Consider the following 14900-nt stretch of genomic DNA (forward strand, 5'->3'; position numbering starts at 1 on the left):
CCGTGTCCCCCATCTCCCGTCGCACGCTGCTGGGTTCGGCCGTCGCCGGTGGCGCCGCGCTTGGTTCCGGGGCGCTGCCCGGGGCGGTGCGGCAGGCCCTTGCGGCCACCGGGCGGCGCGGGCCGCACGGGACGCTGGACGATGTCGAGCATGTGGTGATCCTGATGCAGGAGAACCGTTCCTTCGATCACTACTACGGGACGTTGAACGGGGTGCGCGGCTACCAGGACACCTCGCTGGTGCGGCTGCCGAACGGGTCCGACGTGCTGCACCAGAAGCTGCTGGGCACTCTTGGCGGAACCACCCTGCTGCCCTGGCACCTGGACACCTCGACCTCCGACGCACAGCGGATCTTCGACCTCGACCACTCCTGGAACGGCACGCACAGCGCCTGGGCGAACGGCCGGTACACCAACTGGATACCGGCCAAGTCCTGGTACACGATGGGCTACTACCGGCGCCAGGACATCCCGTTCCAGTACGCGCTGGCCGACCAGTTCACCCTGTGCGACCAGTACTTCTGCTCCACCATGGCGTCCACCAACCCCAACCGGCTCTATCTGTGGACAGGAATGATCGACCCGCGCGGCACGGGCGGCGGACCGGTCACCGACAACAGCGAGAAGGGCTACACCTGGACCACCTATCCCGAGCGGCTGCAGTCCGCCGGGATCTCCTGGAAGATCTATCAGCAGGACGACAACTTCGACGACAACCCCCTGGCATGGTTCAAGCAGTTCCAGAACGCGCCCAAGGACTCCCCGCTCTACACCCGGGGCATGGTCAAACGCGGCCCCGACGACTTCGCGCAGGACGTGGCGAGCGGGCGGCTTCCGGCGGTCAGCTGGGTGGTGGCGCCCACCGACCAGTCCGAGCACCCCAACCATCCGCCCGCGCAGGGCGCCGACTTCACCGCGTCCTATGTGCTCGACGCGCTGGCCAAACATCCGCAGGTCTGGGAGAAGACGGTCGTCTTCCTCAACTACGACGAGAACGACGGCTTCTTCGACCATGTGGTGCCGCCGGTGGCCCCCGACGGCACGCCGGACGAGTTCGTGGGCGGCGCGCCCATCGGCCTTGGCCCCCGTGTGCCGATGATCGTCATCTCCCCGTGGAGCCGCGGCGGGCGCGTTGCCTCCGAGGTCTTCGACCACACCTCTGTGCTGCGCTTCCTGGAGAACTGGACGGGAGTCAAGGAGCCCAACATCTCCGCCTGGCGCCGCACCGTGTGCGGCGACCTGATGTCGGCGTTCGACTTCCGGCACAAGAACAGCACCGCGTTTCCCACACTGCCCGACACCAAGAAGCTGCTCGCGGACCTCGCCGAGCAGGACAAGAAGGTACTGCCGCCGATCTTCCCCCCGATCGTCCAGACCTTCCCCGAGACGGAGCCCGGGGACCGGCCGGCGCTTCCGATCGGCTACCGGTTCGGCTCGTCGTCGCGTACGGACCCGGCGAAGGGCCTGCTGTGGACCACCGTGGACAACCTCGGCCGCCTCGGCGCGGGTCTGTCGATCTACACGGTCAACCACCGCGCGTTCGGCGCCTGGCGCTACACCCTGCCGGTCGGCGGAACGGTCACCGACTTCTTCAGCGCGCAGGCGGTCAGCGGCGGCCCGTACGACATCGACGCGCACGGTCCCGACGGGTTCCTGCGCGGCTTCAAGGGCGATGTCCGCACCTGGAACGACCCCGCGAAGGGACACCCCGAGATCACCGCCACCGAGCATGCGGACGGTGTCCGGCTGACCCTGAGCAACGAGGGCGGCAAGCCGGTGGTGTTCACCGTCGAGGTGAACAAGGCACTGTTCGCGCCGAGTTCGGCGCCGCGTACGGTGACCGTCGCGCCGGGCGGCACCGCCCGTGTCGTGCTCGCGCCGACCTCCGCCGGGCGCTACGACCACACGGTGACGGCCGACACCGGCGACGGCTTCGAACGCCGCTTCGCGGGGCGGCTCCACCCGTAGCGGCCCGCAGGGGTGCGGTCAGGACATGGCGTCGGTGAACGCCTGGTACGCGGCGTCGTCGAAGAGGACGAAGCGGACCTCGTCCACCGACGTGTCCGTCTCCCGAACCGTGCGGACCGCGATCCGGGCGCCGTCGTCCATCGGCCAGCCGTAGACGCCGGTGGAGACCGCCGGGAAGGCCACCGTCCGCGCCCCCAACTCGTCGGCCACGCGCAGCGATTCGCGGTAGCAGGACGCCAGTGCGGCGGAGCGGTCCTCGCTCGCCGACCAGACCGGCCCCACCGTGTGGATCACCCACCGCGCGGGCAGCTTGCCCGCGGTGGTCGCGACCGCCTGGCCGGTGGGCAGCCCCCTGCCGTACTTCGCCGCCCGCAGGGCGCGGCACTCCGCCAGGATCTCCGGGCCGCCCCCGCGGTGGATCGCCCCGTCCACCCCGCCACCGCCCAGCAGCGAGGAGTTGGCGGTGTTCACGATGGCGTCGACGTGTTGGGTGGTGATGTCGCCTTTTGTGAGCGTGATGTGCGTCATGCCGTGATCGTGCCACCACGCGGGGCGCGGGCGTGTGATCGACTGCGGCCATGGGTGCGGTTCTGCCGAGTGTCATCGCCGTGTTGGGCACGCTGCTGGGGTCCACCGTCACACACGCCCACGAGAACCGCATCGACGAGGACACGCCCGAACTCCAGGAACAGGTCTACAAGCTGCGCTACGCCACCTACGAGGCGATGTTCCGTGCCCGATGCTCACCGGGAGTCCTGAGCTCTCCCGGGTCGCCGAGCGGACGCTGGACGTGGTGGGCGCGCTGCACCGGGTGGAGGCGCGGGAGGAGTTGGACGCCGCGCGCGATGCCTCGCGGCTGGCCATACGGGACTTCGTGGCCGCGGCCACCCCGTACATCGATTGACCACCTAAGGCGCGCGCCCTCAGGTGGATCAGCGCGGAGTGATCCCCGCGAAAAGATCGTCCTCCGGAGTCCGCGTCGCCACCCGCGAGCGGGCCAGGACGTAGTTCTCCGTCGGCCACACCTCGCGCTCCAGGTCGCGGGGGTGGGCGAAGAACGGGTGCGCCGGGTCGGCCTGGGTGGCGTGGGCGCGGAAGGCGCGGTCACGTACGTCGAAGTACTCGGCGCACTTGACGCGCGTGGTGACGTCGAACTCTGGTGCCCAGTCGGGCCAGTTGGCGAGCAACTCGCCCAGCTGGGAGGCGATGCCGCGCTTCAGCATCGTCTCGTGCAGGGTGGCGAACCACTCCCTCTGGAAGGCGGCCAGGTAGTAGAGCTTGAGGGGCTGCGCCGGATCACCCTCCAGGGCGTCATGCGCGGCGAGGGCGACGCGGTGGGTCTGGATGTGGTCCGGGTGCGGATACCCGCCCGTCGGGTCGTAGGTGACGACGACGTGCGGGCGGAACTCCCTGATCACCTCGGTCAGTTCGGCCGCCGCCTCGGGCACGGCGACGGCGGCGAAGCAGTCTTCCGGCAGCGGTTCGCCGTCGGCCGGGAGGCCCGAGTCGGCGAAGCCGAGGAACCGCTGCCGTACACCGAGGACCTTGGCGGCCGCGGCCATCTCGCGGCGGCGGACCGCCGCGAGGTCGGCGTGGACCTCGGGACGGTCGAGGGCCGGGTTGAGGACGTCTCCGCGTTCGCCTCCTGTACAGGTGACGACCAGCACCTCGGCGCCCTGTGCCGCGTAGCGGGCCAGGGTCGCGGCGCCCTTGCTGGACTCGTCGTCGGGGTGGGCGTGCACGGCCATCAGTCGGGGGACGGTCATCAACTGCTCCTTGTCGATCGGGCGGACATGTTCACGGATCGCGTACCACTACATGTTCTTCCGGGCCGGGTAGTACAGCGCCGGAACGAACGCCACCGAGGACAGCACCAGTGCCCATCCGAACGCGTACCCGTAGGCGGCGGCCGGGCCGGCGGCACTGGTGAGTTGGTGTTGCAGCAGCACGGTCAGCACCGCCGTACCCAGTGAACCGCCCAGCCGGTTGACGACGTTGACGGTTCCCGCCGCTTTGGGGGCCTCCTCGGGAGCGACCGCGGCGTAGACGGCCGACATGCCGGGCACCATGGCCAGCCCCAGACCGGCGCCGCGCACCAACAGGGCGGTGGCCAGCAGCCAGTTGGCCGGGCCGCGGCCGAGGAACGCGAACGGCAGCGTGCCCAGCAGCGCGAGGGCAAGCCCCGCCAGCATCAGAGGGCGCGGCCCATGGCGGTCGCCGAGGCGTCCGGCGAGCAGTGAGACGGCCGCCGTGCCGACGGCCTGCGGCGCGAGTCGCAGACCCGCGCTCATCGCGTCAGCGCCGCACACCTGCTGGAAGTAGAGCGGGAGCAGCAGCATCGCGCTGTAGAGCGAGCCGCCGAGGACGAACGAGGACGCGGTGGCGGCGGCGAATCCGCGGCGGGCGAACAGCCGCACGTCGATCAGGGGCGTGTGGCCGCGTTGACGCAGCGCGTACCCGACGTACCCGGCGGTCAGCGCGGCGCCCGTAAGCAGGACGCCCCAACTCGACTGCGCGCAGCCGTACATCAGCGCGGCGAGGCCGGGAGCGAGCAACGCGAGTCCGGTCAGGTCGAGCGGGGTGCGGCCGCTGGGCCGCGGGGTGGTGGGCAGTACCCGGGCGGCGAGCAGGAAGGCGGCGATGCCGATGGGCACGTTGACGTAGAACATCCAGCGCCAGTCGAGGTTCCGCACGATCAGGCCGCCGAGCACCGGGCCCGCGACGGGGGCGAGGGTGATGGGCAGCACGGTGACGCCGATGACCCGGCCGAGCCGTCGCGGTCCCGCCGCCTGGGCCAGCATCGACTGGGCGACCGGCTGGATCATGCCGCCGCCGATGCCCTGCAGCACTCGGAAGGCGATCAGCGCGGGCGCCGACCAGGCCGCCCCGCACAGAGCGGAGCCCGCGGTGAACAGCGCGACGGAGGCCATCCACACCGCCTTGCCGCCGAACCGTTCGGTCGCCCAACTGGTGAGCGGCATGACGAGGGCGACGGCCAGCAGATAGCCGGTGGAGATCCACTGGACGGTGGTGAGCGGGCTGCCGAGCTCGCGGGCGACGGAGTCCAGGCCGACGCTGACGATCGTGGAGTCCAGGAGGGCGAGCACCGGACCGAGGAGCAGTACGGCGGCGATCCGCCAGACCGCGGCGTCCACACGGTCGCGGTCCGGGTCAGAGGCGGGGTGGGCGGTGACCCCAGGGAGACTTCTTAGCATGGACATAAATTTAGGCTGGACCAACGAATCTGCACAAGGTTTTTTAGGTCGAACCCAGAAACTGGATAGGATGGGGCCATGGCCCAGCTCCGCGAGCTCAAGAAGCAGCAGACCCGAGAGCGGATCTCGCACGTCGCGACGCTGATGTTCATCGAGCGCGGCTTCGAGCAGACCACCATCGCGGACATCGCCCAGGCCGCCGGGGTCTCCAAGATGACCGTCACCAACTACTTCCCGCGCAAGGAGGACCTGTTCTTCGACGCGTACGAGGAAGTGGTCGACGGACCGTCGCGTACCGTCGCCGAACGCTCCCCGGGCGAGTCGGCGCTGGCCGCGCTGCGCCGCAAGTACCTGGCGGACTGCGAGGCGCACGCCGCGCTGCTCGGCCGCATCAGCCCCGGCTTCGCGCGGCTGACCGTGGAGAGCCCGGCACTGCGGACGCGGCTGCGGGAGATCTACGACCAGCAGGAGCAGGCGCTGGCCAGGACGCTGATCGAGGAGGTCGGCGCCGAGGGGGTGGCGCCACGGGTGGCGGCGGCGCAACTGTCCGGTGTGCAGCGGGTGTTGTTCCACGAGGCGCGACGGCGCTGCGAGGCGGGACAGGACGAGGAGGAGTTCTTCACCGGGCTCGCCGCGGCGGCCAGGGAGGCATTCGGGCTGCTGGAGCCCGCGTTGGGGGACTACGCCGTCAAGTGACCCTCGGAGCCTTGCCGTTGCCGCTCAGGCGGACAGCGGGCGGGCCGTGTCGTCCACGGCGGCGTCCAGGTCCTGGAAGACCTCGAACAGGCGGCGTACACCCAGCGCGGCCAGCACCCGGTTGACGTGCGAGCCGTCCACCGCGCCCTGGGCGGGCAGTATCAGCCGCAGGCGGCCGGTGCACGAACGCATCAGGCGGCGCGCCGCGATCAGCACGCCCACCCCGCTGGAGTCGCAGAAGCGCACGTCGGACAGGTCGAGCACCACGCTGCGCCGCCCCTCGGCGACCGCGTCATGGACGTGCTGCCGCACTCCGGGCGAGGTCACCAGGTCCATCTCGCCCGACACGCGCAGTACGGTCCAGCCGTCCCGCTGCTCCGCCTTGACTCTCAACGCCACCGCTCACTGCCCCTTCGTCGGCAGGTCGTTCCGTTCCGGTTACTCCGACCCTATGCCCAGCGGCGCGCCTTCCCGTTTAGGCCGCGGTCACACCCCCATAACAGCTCGTCTTCACCAGGCCTCTACTTGTGGCGGGTTGGGTACCCGTTCCGTACTCGCCGGTACCCATCGGGTGTTCGTTGTGGCAAAGCGGGGCGCGTTGTCAGACCCCGCGGCTACATTCGTTGGTGACGGATGAGTGATGAGCGATGAACGTTGAGCGATGAGGTGAGCTGAAAGGGGGCGGCCGTATGGCGACACCCGCACCACCGCGCTGGGACCGCAAGATGCAGCAGCGGCTGGCCCGAGGGGAGGAGGCGGCGCTGTGCGAACTGTACGACCGCTTCGCCTCGCTGGTGCACGGGCTCGCGTACCGGGTGATGGGCGAGGAGGACGCCGCCGGCCAGATCACCCGTGAGGTCTTCGGGTACATCTGGGAGAACCCGGACGCCTACGACCCCAAGGAAGGCAACTTGCGTTCCTGGATAGCCACCCTCACCCAGCGGCAGGCGGTGCACCGGCTGCGGCGGTGTGAGGCGGACCGGATCAGGGCGGGCGGTGAGCGGACCTCCGAGCAGTTCGAGCGGAAGGTGTGCGAGGCGAACACCGCGGCACGCGCCGACTTCATCAAGAGCTCGATGCCCGCCTCTATACGCGACACCTTGGACCAGGCGTATCTGCACCGCCGTGACTACCGGCAGACGGCCGCCGAGTTGGGCCTGACCGAGGACGAGGCCCGGCGACGGCTGCGGCTCGGGTTGCAGATGCTCTCCACCGCCATGCAGCCGGGGCCGTCGGCCGGTTCCGGCTCCGCGTCGGGCTCGGTGTCCGGCCAGGGCAGTCCGCGATGACCGGGTCCATCGGGGACGGTCCGCTCGGCGGCGGGCCGGAGCGGAACGACGGCCCGCCGAGGCCACGGGTGCCGTGGCCGCGGGGTGCCGCAGAGGACGGTCCTCCGCTTCCGCCGCCGGTGCGGGCGACGGCGGCGTCGCTCGACCATCGGACGCTGAAGTCACTGCTCGGCGCATGGGCGCTGTCGGCGTGCTCCGCCGAGGAGACGGCGGCGGTGGAGTCGCACCTCACCGACTGCGCCACCTGCGCGGAGGAGGCCGTTCGGCTGCGGGACGCGGTCGGGCTGCTGCGGTCGGAGGACTCGCTCGACCTCGATCCGCTGCTGCGCGCCCGGGTTCTGGAGAACTGTCTGGGCCGTCGGCCCGCCCGGATACCCGTGCCCGAGTGGGCGGGTCCGTACGACGCGGAGACCGCGCGGCTCGACGCGCTGCTGCGGGACCTCGGGCCGGGGGACTGGGCCGCGCCGGTGGTCCTCGCGTGGCACCGCGGTACGCGGCGTGTCTCCGTCGCGGATGTCATCGGTCATCTGACCGCGGTCGACGGGCTGATATGTGCCGCGCTCGGGGAGGACTCGGCACTGGGCGCGGAGGCGCCGCGGGATCCGACCGAGCGGACGATCGAGCACTGGCGCCGGTCCGGCGGGCGGACCGGCGGCGAGGTCCGTGAGGAGTGGCGGGAGCAGGGCCACACGCTGCTGCGCACGGTGTCCTTCGCCGGGCGGAGCGCGGGTGGACTCGACGTCAGCTACGGGGACTTCAAGCTTCCGTTGCGGGACGCGTTCGTGGACCGGGCGTTCGAGTGCTGGATCCATGCCGGGGACATCGCGGACGCGGTCGCCTATCCGTACGGTCCGCCCGCGCCGCGGCACTTGAAGGCGATGCTCAACCTGACGGCGCGGTTGTTGCCGATCGCCCTCGCCGGGCGGCGCAGGGCTGGGCTCGCCGCCTCTCCGGCGCGGTGGGTGGAGGCGGGGACACCGGGGCGTTCGGTCCATCTGGAGTTGGAAGGCGAGGGCGGCGGCGACTGGTTCATCCCGCTGGACTCGCCTGCGGCGGTGGGCTCCAGGGACGAGAGCGTGGCGCAGGTCGCGCTGGAGGCGACGGAGTTCTGCCAGTTGGCGGCCGGGCATCGGGAGCCGGAGGAACTGGCGGTGGGGCAGGCGGGGGATCGCCAGGCGATTCGGGATGTGCTGGCGGCGACGGCGAGCTTGTCGCGGATGTAGTTCCGCCACCCGCCCCGCCCCTCCGGGGCTCCGCCCCGGAACCCCGCCAGGGGCTCCGGGGCGGAGCCCCCGGGAGCTACGGGCCCGGCCGTTGGTGCGGCCTGGGTGCGCTTGGGGGGTGCGCAGCATTCGGTACCGCCGGTCGGCGCCGCGTCGGGGTACTCGCCATCGCGGCGGGAGTTTCTTACGGGCCGCAGCCCCCGGGAAGGGTAAGCGGGTGGCAAGGAGCCGCTACGGGAAGACGACCGTGCGGTGGCCGTTGAGCAGGACGCGGTGTTCGCTGTGCCACTTGACCGCTCGGGCCAGGGCCTGGCACTCGACGTCGCGGCCCACGGCCACCAACTGGTCGGGGTTCATCTCGTGGCTGACGCGTTCGACCTCCTGCTCGATGATCGGGCCCTCGTCGAGGTCGGCCGTGACATAGTGCGCCGTCGCACCGATCAGCTTCACGCCGCGCGCATGCGCCTGGTGGTACGGCTTGGCGCCCTTGAAGCTCGGGAGGAAGGAGTGGTGGATGTTGATGATCCGCCCGGACAGCCGCTTGCACAGGTCGTCGGAGAGGACCTGCATGTAGCGGGCGAGGACCACCAGCTCGATCTCCTCGTCCTCGACGAGTTTGAGCAGTTCGGCCTCGGCCTGCGCCTTGGTCTCCTTCGTCACCGGAATGTGGTGGAAGGGGATCGAGTACGAACCGACCAGTTCCTCGAAGTCACGGTGGTTGGAGACCACCGCCGCGATCTCCACCGGAAGTGCGCCGATCCGCGAGCGGAACAGCAGGTCGTTCAGGCAGTGCCCGAACTTGCTGACCATGATCAGGATCCGCATCTTCGCCTCGGCGGGGTAGAGCCGCCAGTCCATGCGGAAGGAGTCGGCGACCGCCGCGAAGCTGGCCCGCAGCTTGTCGGCGGTGGCCGAGGGCTCGGCCGAGAAGTGCACCCGCATGAAGAACAGACCGGTGTCCTGGTCACCGAACTGCTGGCTGTCCACGATGTTGCAACCGGTCATGAACAGGTAACTGGATACGGCGTGCACGATGCCCTGCTTGTCGGGGCAGGACAGCGTGAGGACGTACTGCGGGGCGGTGGGCTGTGCTTCGGTCACCGCCATAGCCTCGCACATCACGCCCGGCCGCAGGTCAGCGGTCCGGTTCGCGAGACCGGTCAGCGGGCCCGGGTGTAGATCGCCAGCACGTCCAGTGACCGCGGCGGCGCGTCCACGTCGTCCCCGTCGTTGGACGCCAGACGCACATGCGCCTCCCGGGCCGCCCGTACCGCGTCCGGCCAGCCGGGGTGAGCCAGATAGGAGGCGGCCGGGGCGTCGGCGCCGACCTCGTGCAGGATCCGCAGCACCCGCAGCACGGCGGCGTCGACCAGCGTCGCCTCCTGCGTGTCGCGGAAGATCGTCCCGACGTACTTCTCCGCGGACCAGTTGTCCAACCAGGTGTCCTCGACCAGGCGGTAGACGGCGTCCGTCACATCCCCGTAGCCGGGACGGCCGACGACCCAGCACTCCTGCTGGAAGACCGGATCGCTGAGCATGTGCAGCGCGGAGCGCACGTTGCTGCGCCAGCGCCACCAGGGCATGTCGTTGAGCGGCATACGCCCCATCGTGGAGGAGCGGACGCCCCGCCGGGAAGACTTCTCCGAACCTTGCACGGTTATCGATCGTACGTTCAACAAAGGGCACAGCTCCCACCAGGTACGGTCCGAAACGAAAAGGCGCGCACACCGTGCGCACGGGCAATTCACCTGTCCGTCACCCGCGGTTGCGATGCGGTCACTCCCACGTTGACGGCGGCCGGGAAGCGTAGGGCGCCATGACCGCTAGACGACGGTTCGGTGCCTTGGCGGCCGCTGCGGCACTCCTGGCCAGCGGCGGCAGCGGCTGCGGTGCGGTGCCGAGGACCGGGGCGGGGGCGGACTCCACGGCGCCGGTCGTGGTCATGACCTGGGCACCCCAGGGCACGAACTCCACCAACATGCCCGGTATGCCAGCCATGGCGCAGGCCTACGCGCGGATGGTCAACGCCGAAGGCGGCATCAACGGCCATCCGCTGAAGGTCCTCACGTGTGACGAGCACAACGACACGGTCCGCGCGGAGCGCTGCGCGCAACAGGCCGTGGACGCCCACGCGGTCGCCGTCGTCGGCTCGTACAGCCAGTACGGGCAGAGCTTCATGGCCTCGCTGGAGAACGCGGGCATCCCGTACCTCGGTGGGTACGGGGTGGCGCCCGAGGAGTTCACCAGCCCGGTGTCGTATCCGGTCAACGGCGGCGCGCCCGCGCTGCTGACCGGCAACGGGCGCCAGCTGTCCAGCATCTGCGACCACACCGCGCTGGTCCGCCCGGACAGCGCGGCGGGCGACCAGTACCCCGAGTTCCTCGACGCCGGACTGGCCTTCCGGCACCGCGCCCCCGCCGACGACATCCGCGCCCCCGACGACGCCACCGACTACACCGACGCCGCCCAGCGGGCGATCGGCTCGGGCCAGCCGGGACGTTGTGTGACCGCGGTGCTCGGCGACCGTACCGCCATCTTCTTCGACTCCTTCCGGCGGCTCGGCTCAGGACAGCAGGTGCGCACCGCCTCCGTGCTCGGCAGCGTCAAGCAGTCGCTGCTGGACAGCACGGGGGGAGCCGACAGCCCGCTGGAGGGCGCGTACGCGACGAGCTGGTACCCGCCCGCCAACGACCCGGCGTGGAACCCCATGCGCACCGCGGTCTCCACCTACGCGTTCGGTGACAACCGGATCGATGTCGCCGATCCGGGGGCGGAGACGACCTGGATCGCCTACACGGTGTTCACCAAGATCGTGAGCTCACTGGGCCACGGCCCGATCACCGCGCAGACGGTGCACGACGCGCTCGACCGCGCCCATGGCATCTCCACCGGCGGCCTCACCCCGCCGCTGGGCTGGCGGTACGCGGACATGCTGGCGGTCCGCGGCTATCCGCGCATGGTCAACGCCACCGTCACCTACCAGGTGGTGAAGGGCGGCCAGTTGACCGCCGTCGGCAAGGGCGGCTTCGTGGACGTGCGGGACACGCTGGAGGGCGCCGGCTGAGCCGGAGCCGCTACAGGTCGGTGAACTGCCGCTGGGTCAGGCCGTACTGGCTGGCGATCGGGTTCCACAGATCGGCGGCCCTCTTCTTGGCGAAGGTGGCCCGGCCGCTCGCCGCGTTGCCCTTCTGCGCGGCGGGAGTGCCCTTGGCGTGGCCCTTGACGCAGCCCTTCTTGTCCTTGGCCACCTGGTCGCCCCAGTCCGCGTAGTCGTTGTCCGCCTCGGCGGACGCCTTCCAGGCGGCGGTGAGCTGCTGCACCAACTCGTCGTGGTTGGGCAGCTTGTCCAGGGTCAACTGGTCGAGCCGGGTGATGAGTTGGTCACGCTGGCCCGCGGCCGTGCGCAGGTCGGCGGACGAGGTGTCCATGTTGGAACAGGACTTGATCGATGCCACCGCGCTGATCACCGAGGCGCGGCTGCTGTTGCTGTCCTTCAGCAGCGCGTCGAGCTGCTTGGCCTGCGCCTGCGCGGCGTCTCCCGCACCACCGACGGTCGAGGCGCCCGTCGCGGGTGAGGCGGCGCCCGCCTTCTGCTGGTCGTTGCCGCTGTCGCCGCCACCACTGAGCGCGGCCCCCACCGCGACCCCTATGACGGCGATACCGGCGACCCCGATGCCGATCATGGCCCGCGGAGAGAGCCTGGCACGGCGCGCGGGGGCGTCCGGCCCGAAGTCCCGCGCGGGCTGCTGGGTGAACGGCGGCTGCGGCGGCATGCCGTCGCCGTACGAGGGGTTGTGCGGCGGCCGTGCGGCACCGGTGCCGCCGTCCTTGCGGTACAGGAAGTCGTAGTCGTCCCTGACCTGCGGCGGCGCCTGTTCGGCGAGCTGCGCCTGGGGCGGCTGCTGCGACTGCTGCCAGCCTTCGCCGTACCGCGGCAGCTGCTCCGTGGCCGCCGCGGCGGGCTGCTGCGGCGTGAGGAGTTGGGTCCGCTCCTGCGGCGGCTGGTCGCCGGGGGTGCCCGGCCGGATGGCGTACGGCGCGGCGCTGGGCATCGGCGGCGCCTCCACACCGGCGGCGGGCGGCTGCGCCGGCGGCGGCGGTACGGGCGCCTGCAACTGCTGCTCCGGAGGAAGCGGTTGGCGCAACTCGGTGGGCTGCTGCGGCAGTTCGGCTGGCTGCTGCCGTATCGGCGCGATGAGCTGGGTCTTCTCCGAATCGGCGCCCGGCGCGGGCGCATCGCCGCCCGGCGCGGCCTGGGCCTGCTGGCCGTACGGCGTGAGCAACTGGGTCGCCTCGGACTCGTGGGGGTACGAGGCCTCGGACTGCTGGGCGTAGTGCGGCAGCAGTTGGGTGGCCTCCGAGTCCTGGCCGTGCGGGGCGGGCGGTTGGGTGGCCTGCGGCTGCTGGCCGTACGGCGTGAGCAACTGCGTCGCCTCGGACTGCTGGCCGTACGGCGTGAGCAACTGGGTGGCCTCGCCCGCGCCGGGCGGCGGGGGGCCCTGGTGTTGCGACGCGTGCTGTGGTGTGCCCCACGGCTGGCCGGGGGCGGGCTGCACCCCCTGGTCCGGCTGCGGCCACTGCGGCTCACCGTGGTGTGCGCCCTGCGCGGGCAGCACGACGCCCTCGCGGGGTTCGGGCACCGTCGACGCCTGCGGCTCGTGTGGAATCGGCGTCGGCCGGTACGCGCCGTCCGCCGCCTCTTCTCCGCGCCCGCTCTGCATCACCGGAACTCCTGCCTGCTGCGTGACTGTGGCCGGCCGGAACGCGCTCCGGGTAGAGCTGAGTCCCTGACCCCGACCGGCCCATCGGAACGTCGGCTCACGCTACCGGGTCAATTCCAGTCCCCACTACGCGCCCGTGTGAGTGACCGCACAGTAGTGTGCTGACGGTCACCCGGGAGCCCGGCGTCCGTTCCAGGAATTCGCAGCATGCGGCGCCTTCCACAACGGCGGAAGGCGCCGGTATAGCGGTCCCGTAACAATTGGAGCGCCCCGGCGGGGAGCGGGAGCGCGTCCCCGAGACATTCCTCACCCCCGCCGGGACGAGATCACGCGGCCAGCTCACTCTCCTCGAGTCGTGCCCCGAACTCGCGCACCACCGGCTCGTCCGAGAACGGTTCGACACGGCGGCGGAAGTCGTCCAGGTACTCGGCGCCCCGGTTGGAGCGCAGCCCGCCCAGCAACTCGACCGCCTGTGTGGCGGTATGGCAGGACTGCTCCACCTCGCGGGCCTGCACCTGTGCGCAGGCCAGCACCAGCAGGCCTATGGCCCGCCGCCGGACCCGGGTGGGCGGATGGCCCGCGAGCGCCTCGTGCGCCCGGCGCATCGCGGGGCCCGGCTGGTCCAGATCGCGGTGGCAGTGCGCCAACTCGTCGGCCAGGTAGGCCTCGTCGAAGTGCGCGATCCAGTCCGGGTCGTCCTCCGGAACGCTGCGGCCCAGCGCCTCCACCGCGCGCCCCGCGACCGCCTCGCACGCCTTGGCGTCACCGAGCAGTGCGTGCCCACGCGCCTCCGCGGCGTAGAACATCGCCTGCGCGGTGGGAGTGACATGGCCGCGCGCGCCCTCCTGCGCGGCCCTGGCGAGTTGCGCGATCTCCCGGGGGTTGCCCAGCGAGGCGGCGAGGTGGCTCATCCCGGCCGCCAGTACGTAGCCGCCGTAACCACGGTCCCCCGCGGCCTGCGCCAGCCGCAGCGCCTGGATGTAGTACCGCTGGGCGAGACCGGGTTGGCCGGTGTCCACCGCCATGTATCCGGCCAGCTCCGTCAACCTCGCCACGGCGGCGAAGAGTTGGCGGCCGGTCGCCTCCCGGTAGGAGCCCCCCAGCAGTCCGGAGACGACGCTGTTGAGGTAGTGGACCACGATCGGGCGGACATGTCCGCTGCCGAAGCGGTGGTCGAGGTCGACCAGCGCCTGTGTCGTCGCGCGTACCGCCGCCACGTCCGCGATGCCGACCCGTGGCCCGCCGCTGCGCGAGACCACCGTGTCCGGACCGGTGATCAGCCAGTCACGGCTCGGCTCGACCAGCGCGGAGGCCGCCACCGTGGAGCCGGTCAGGAAGTCGCGGCGCCCCACGTCGCTGCGCCACAACTCGCAGGCCTGCTCCACCGCGCCGAGAACGGTGGGCGCGAAGTGCAGGCCGACGCCGGAAGCGAGGTTCTTGCCGTTGGCCATGCCGATCTCGTCGATCGTCACGGTGCGGCCGAGCTTGCGACCCAGCGCCTCGGCGATGATCGCCGGGGCCCGGCCGCGCGGCTGCTGACCTCGCAGCCAGCGCGCCACGGAGGTCTTGTCGTAGCGCAGGTCGAGGCCGTGCTCGGCGCCGCACATGTTGACGCGGCGAGCCAGTCCGGCGTTGGAACATCCGGCTTCCTGGATCAGCGCCTGCAGCCGTTCGTTCGGCTGACGCGCCACCAGTGGTCGGGCGGCCATCGTCGTCCCCCCTTTGTACCTAAAGGTGTCGCAGCCGGGTCGTTCCCCGTGCTGCATGATCTCTGCCCACCGGGGGTGGG

14 protein-coding genes are annotated in these 14900 nt (G+C 71.2%); 6 read left to right on the forward strand and 8 right to left on the reverse strand.

Annotated elements, in window-relative coordinates; genetic code table 11:
• Nucleotides 1-2 precede the first annotated feature (2 nt).
• A complete protein-coding gene (locus tag NON19_RS10080) occupies nt 3-1967 on the forward strand; it encodes a phosphocholine-specific phospholipase C (protein WP_255926462.1) in 1965 nt (654 codons plus the stop codon).
• A gap of 18 nt (nt 1968-1985) precedes the next feature.
• Here NON19_RS10080 and NON19_RS10085 read toward each other — a convergent pair whose 3' ends face one another.
• A complete protein-coding gene (locus tag NON19_RS10085; protein ID WP_255926464.1) occupies nt 1986-2495 on the reverse strand; it encodes an O-acetyl-ADP-ribose deacetylase in 510 nt (169 codons plus the stop codon).
• Between the two features lie 34 nt (nt 2496-2529).
• Between NON19_RS10085 and kilB the strand changes: the two genes are divergently transcribed.
• Nucleotides 2530-2871, forward strand: coding sequence for a plasmid transfer protein KilB (gene kilB / locus NON19_RS33960; protein ID WP_504979126.1), 342 nt, complete (start codon nt 2530-2532; stop codon nt 2869-2871).
• 28 nt (nt 2872-2899) lie between these two features.
• On the opposite strand, the gene mca is transcribed toward kilB, so the two are convergent.
• Both mca and NON19_RS10100 read right to left on the reverse strand, forming a co-directional pair.
• Nucleotides 2900-3733 carry a mycothiol conjugate amidase Mca gene (gene mca / locus NON19_RS10095; protein WP_255926468.1) on the reverse strand — a complete coding sequence of 278 codons (834 nt, stop codon included), beginning with the start codon at nt 3731-3733 and terminating at the stop codon, nt 2900-2902.
• 48 nt (nt 3734-3781) lie between these two features.
• On the reverse strand, nt 3782-5182 hold the full coding sequence (locus NON19_RS10100) for an MDR family MFS transporter (RefSeq protein ID WP_255926470.1): 1401 nt from the start codon (nt 5180-5182) through the stop codon (nt 3782-3784).
• A gap of 78 nt (nt 5183-5260) precedes the next feature.
• Here NON19_RS10100 and NON19_RS10105 point away from each other — a divergent pair, with 78 nt between their 5' ends.
• Entirely contained in the window at nt 5261-5878 is a 618-nt protein-coding gene (locus NON19_RS10105) for a TetR/AcrR family transcriptional regulator (protein ID WP_255926472.1), read from the forward strand.
• Nucleotides 5879-5902: 24 nt separating this feature from the next.
• Here NON19_RS10105 and NON19_RS10110 read toward each other — a convergent pair whose 3' ends face one another.
• Nucleotides 5903-6277 (reverse strand): STAS domain-containing protein, encoded by a 375-nt coding sequence (locus tag NON19_RS10110; protein ID WP_255926474.1) that lies wholly within the window; start codon nt 6275-6277, stop codon nt 5903-5905.
• A gap of 290 nt (nt 6278-6567) precedes the next feature.
• On the opposite strand from NON19_RS10110, the gene NON19_RS10115 reads away from it, so the two are divergent.
• Together NON19_RS10115 and NON19_RS10120 are read left to right on the forward strand one after the other, a co-directional pair.
• Nucleotides 6568-7167 (forward strand): sigma factor, encoded by a 600-nt coding sequence (locus NON19_RS10115; RefSeq protein WP_255926476.1) that lies wholly within the window; start codon nt 6568-6570, stop codon nt 7165-7167.
• Nucleotides 7164-8390: a maleylpyruvate isomerase N-terminal domain-containing protein gene (locus tag NON19_RS10120; RefSeq protein WP_255926478.1), complete on the forward strand. Its 1227-nt coding sequence runs from the start codon at nt 7164-7166 to the stop codon at nt 8388-8390. Before NON19_RS10115 ends, NON19_RS10120 begins: the two co-directional genes overlap by 4 nt.
• Nucleotides 8391-8621: 231 nt before the next feature.
• Here the strand turns inward: NON19_RS10120 and purU are convergent, their stop codons facing one another.
• Nucleotides 8622-9497: a formyltetrahydrofolate deformylase gene (gene purU, locus NON19_RS10125; protein WP_372514060.1), complete on the reverse strand. Its 876-nt coding sequence runs from the start codon at nt 9495-9497 to the stop codon at nt 8622-8624.
• Between the two features lie 53 nt (nt 9498-9550).
• Nucleotides 9551-10051, reverse strand: a complete 501-nt coding sequence (locus tag NON19_RS10130; RefSeq protein ID WP_443729336.1) for an SCO4402 family protein — start codon at nt 10049-10051, stop codon at nt 9551-9553.
• A gap of 155 nt (nt 10052-10206) precedes the next feature.
• On the opposite strand from NON19_RS10130, the gene NON19_RS10135 reads away from it, so the two are divergent.
• Complete coding sequence (locus tag NON19_RS10135; protein ID WP_255926484.1) at nt 10207-11454, forward strand: ABC transporter substrate-binding protein; 1248 nt, start codon at nt 10207-10209, stop codon at nt 11452-11454.
• A 10-nt stretch (nt 11455-11464) separates the two neighbouring features.
• Here NON19_RS10135 and NON19_RS10140 read toward each other — a convergent pair whose 3' ends face one another.
• Together NON19_RS10140 and NON19_RS10145 are read right to left on the reverse strand one after the other, a co-directional pair.
• Nucleotides 11465-13111 (reverse strand): atrophin-1 family protein, encoded by a 1647-nt coding sequence (locus NON19_RS10140; RefSeq protein WP_255926486.1) that lies wholly within the window; start codon nt 13109-13111, stop codon nt 11465-11467.
• Nucleotides 13112-13437: 326 nt separating this feature from the next.
• Nucleotides 13438-14820, reverse strand: coding sequence for an NsdA family TPR-like regulatory protein (locus NON19_RS10145; RefSeq protein WP_255926487.1), 1383 nt, complete (start codon nt 14818-14820; stop codon nt 13438-13440).
• Nucleotides 14821-14900: the final 80 nt, after the last annotated feature.

Origin of the sequence: Streptantibioticus rubrisoli, assembly GCF_024436055.1 — a bacterium.
GTDB classification, from domain to species: Bacteria; Actinomycetota; Actinomycetes; order Streptomycetales; family Streptomycetaceae; genus Streptantibioticus_A; species Streptantibioticus_A rubrisoli.

What these genes read in the sequence shown, in the direction of transcription:
- NON19_RS10085 (WP_255926464.1), bottom strand. Translation starts at nt 2,495, where the DNA reads ATGACGCACATCACGCTCACAAAAGGCGACATCACCACCCAACACGTC.
- mca (WP_255926468.1), bottom strand. Translation starts at nt 3,733, where the DNA reads ATGACCGTCCCCCGACTGATGGCCGTGCACGCCCACCCCGACGACGAG.
- NON19_RS10100 (WP_255926470.1), bottom strand. Translation starts at nt 5,182, where the DNA reads ATGCTAAGAAGTCTCCCTGGGGTCACCGCCCACCCCGCCTCTGACCCG.
- NON19_RS10105 (WP_255926472.1), top strand. Translation starts at nt 5,261, where the DNA reads ATGGCCCAGCTCCGCGAGCTCAAGAAGCAGCAGACCCGAGAGCGGATC.
- NON19_RS10115 (WP_255926476.1), top strand. Translation starts at nt 6,568, where the DNA reads ATGGCGACACCCGCACCACCGCGCTGGGACCGCAAGATGCAGCAGCGG.
- NON19_RS10120 (WP_255926478.1), top strand. Translation starts at nt 7,164, where the DNA reads ATGACCGGGTCCATCGGGGACGGTCCGCTCGGCGGCGGGCCGGAGCGG.
- purU (WP_372514060.1), bottom strand. Translation starts at nt 9,497, where the DNA reads ATGGCGGTGACCGAAGCACAGCCCACCGCCCCGCAGTACGTCCTCACG.
- NON19_RS10135 (WP_255926484.1), top strand. Translation starts at nt 10,207, where the DNA reads ATGACCGCTAGACGACGGTTCGGTGCCTTGGCGGCCGCTGCGGCACTC.
- NON19_RS10140 (WP_255926486.1), bottom strand. Translation starts at nt 13,111, where the DNA reads ATGCAGAGCGGGCGCGGAGAAGAGGCGGCGGACGGCGCGTACCGGCCG.
- NON19_RS10145 (WP_255926487.1), bottom strand. Translation starts at nt 14,820, where the DNA reads ATGGCCGCCCGACCACTGGTGGCGCGTCAGCCGAACGAACGGCTGCAG.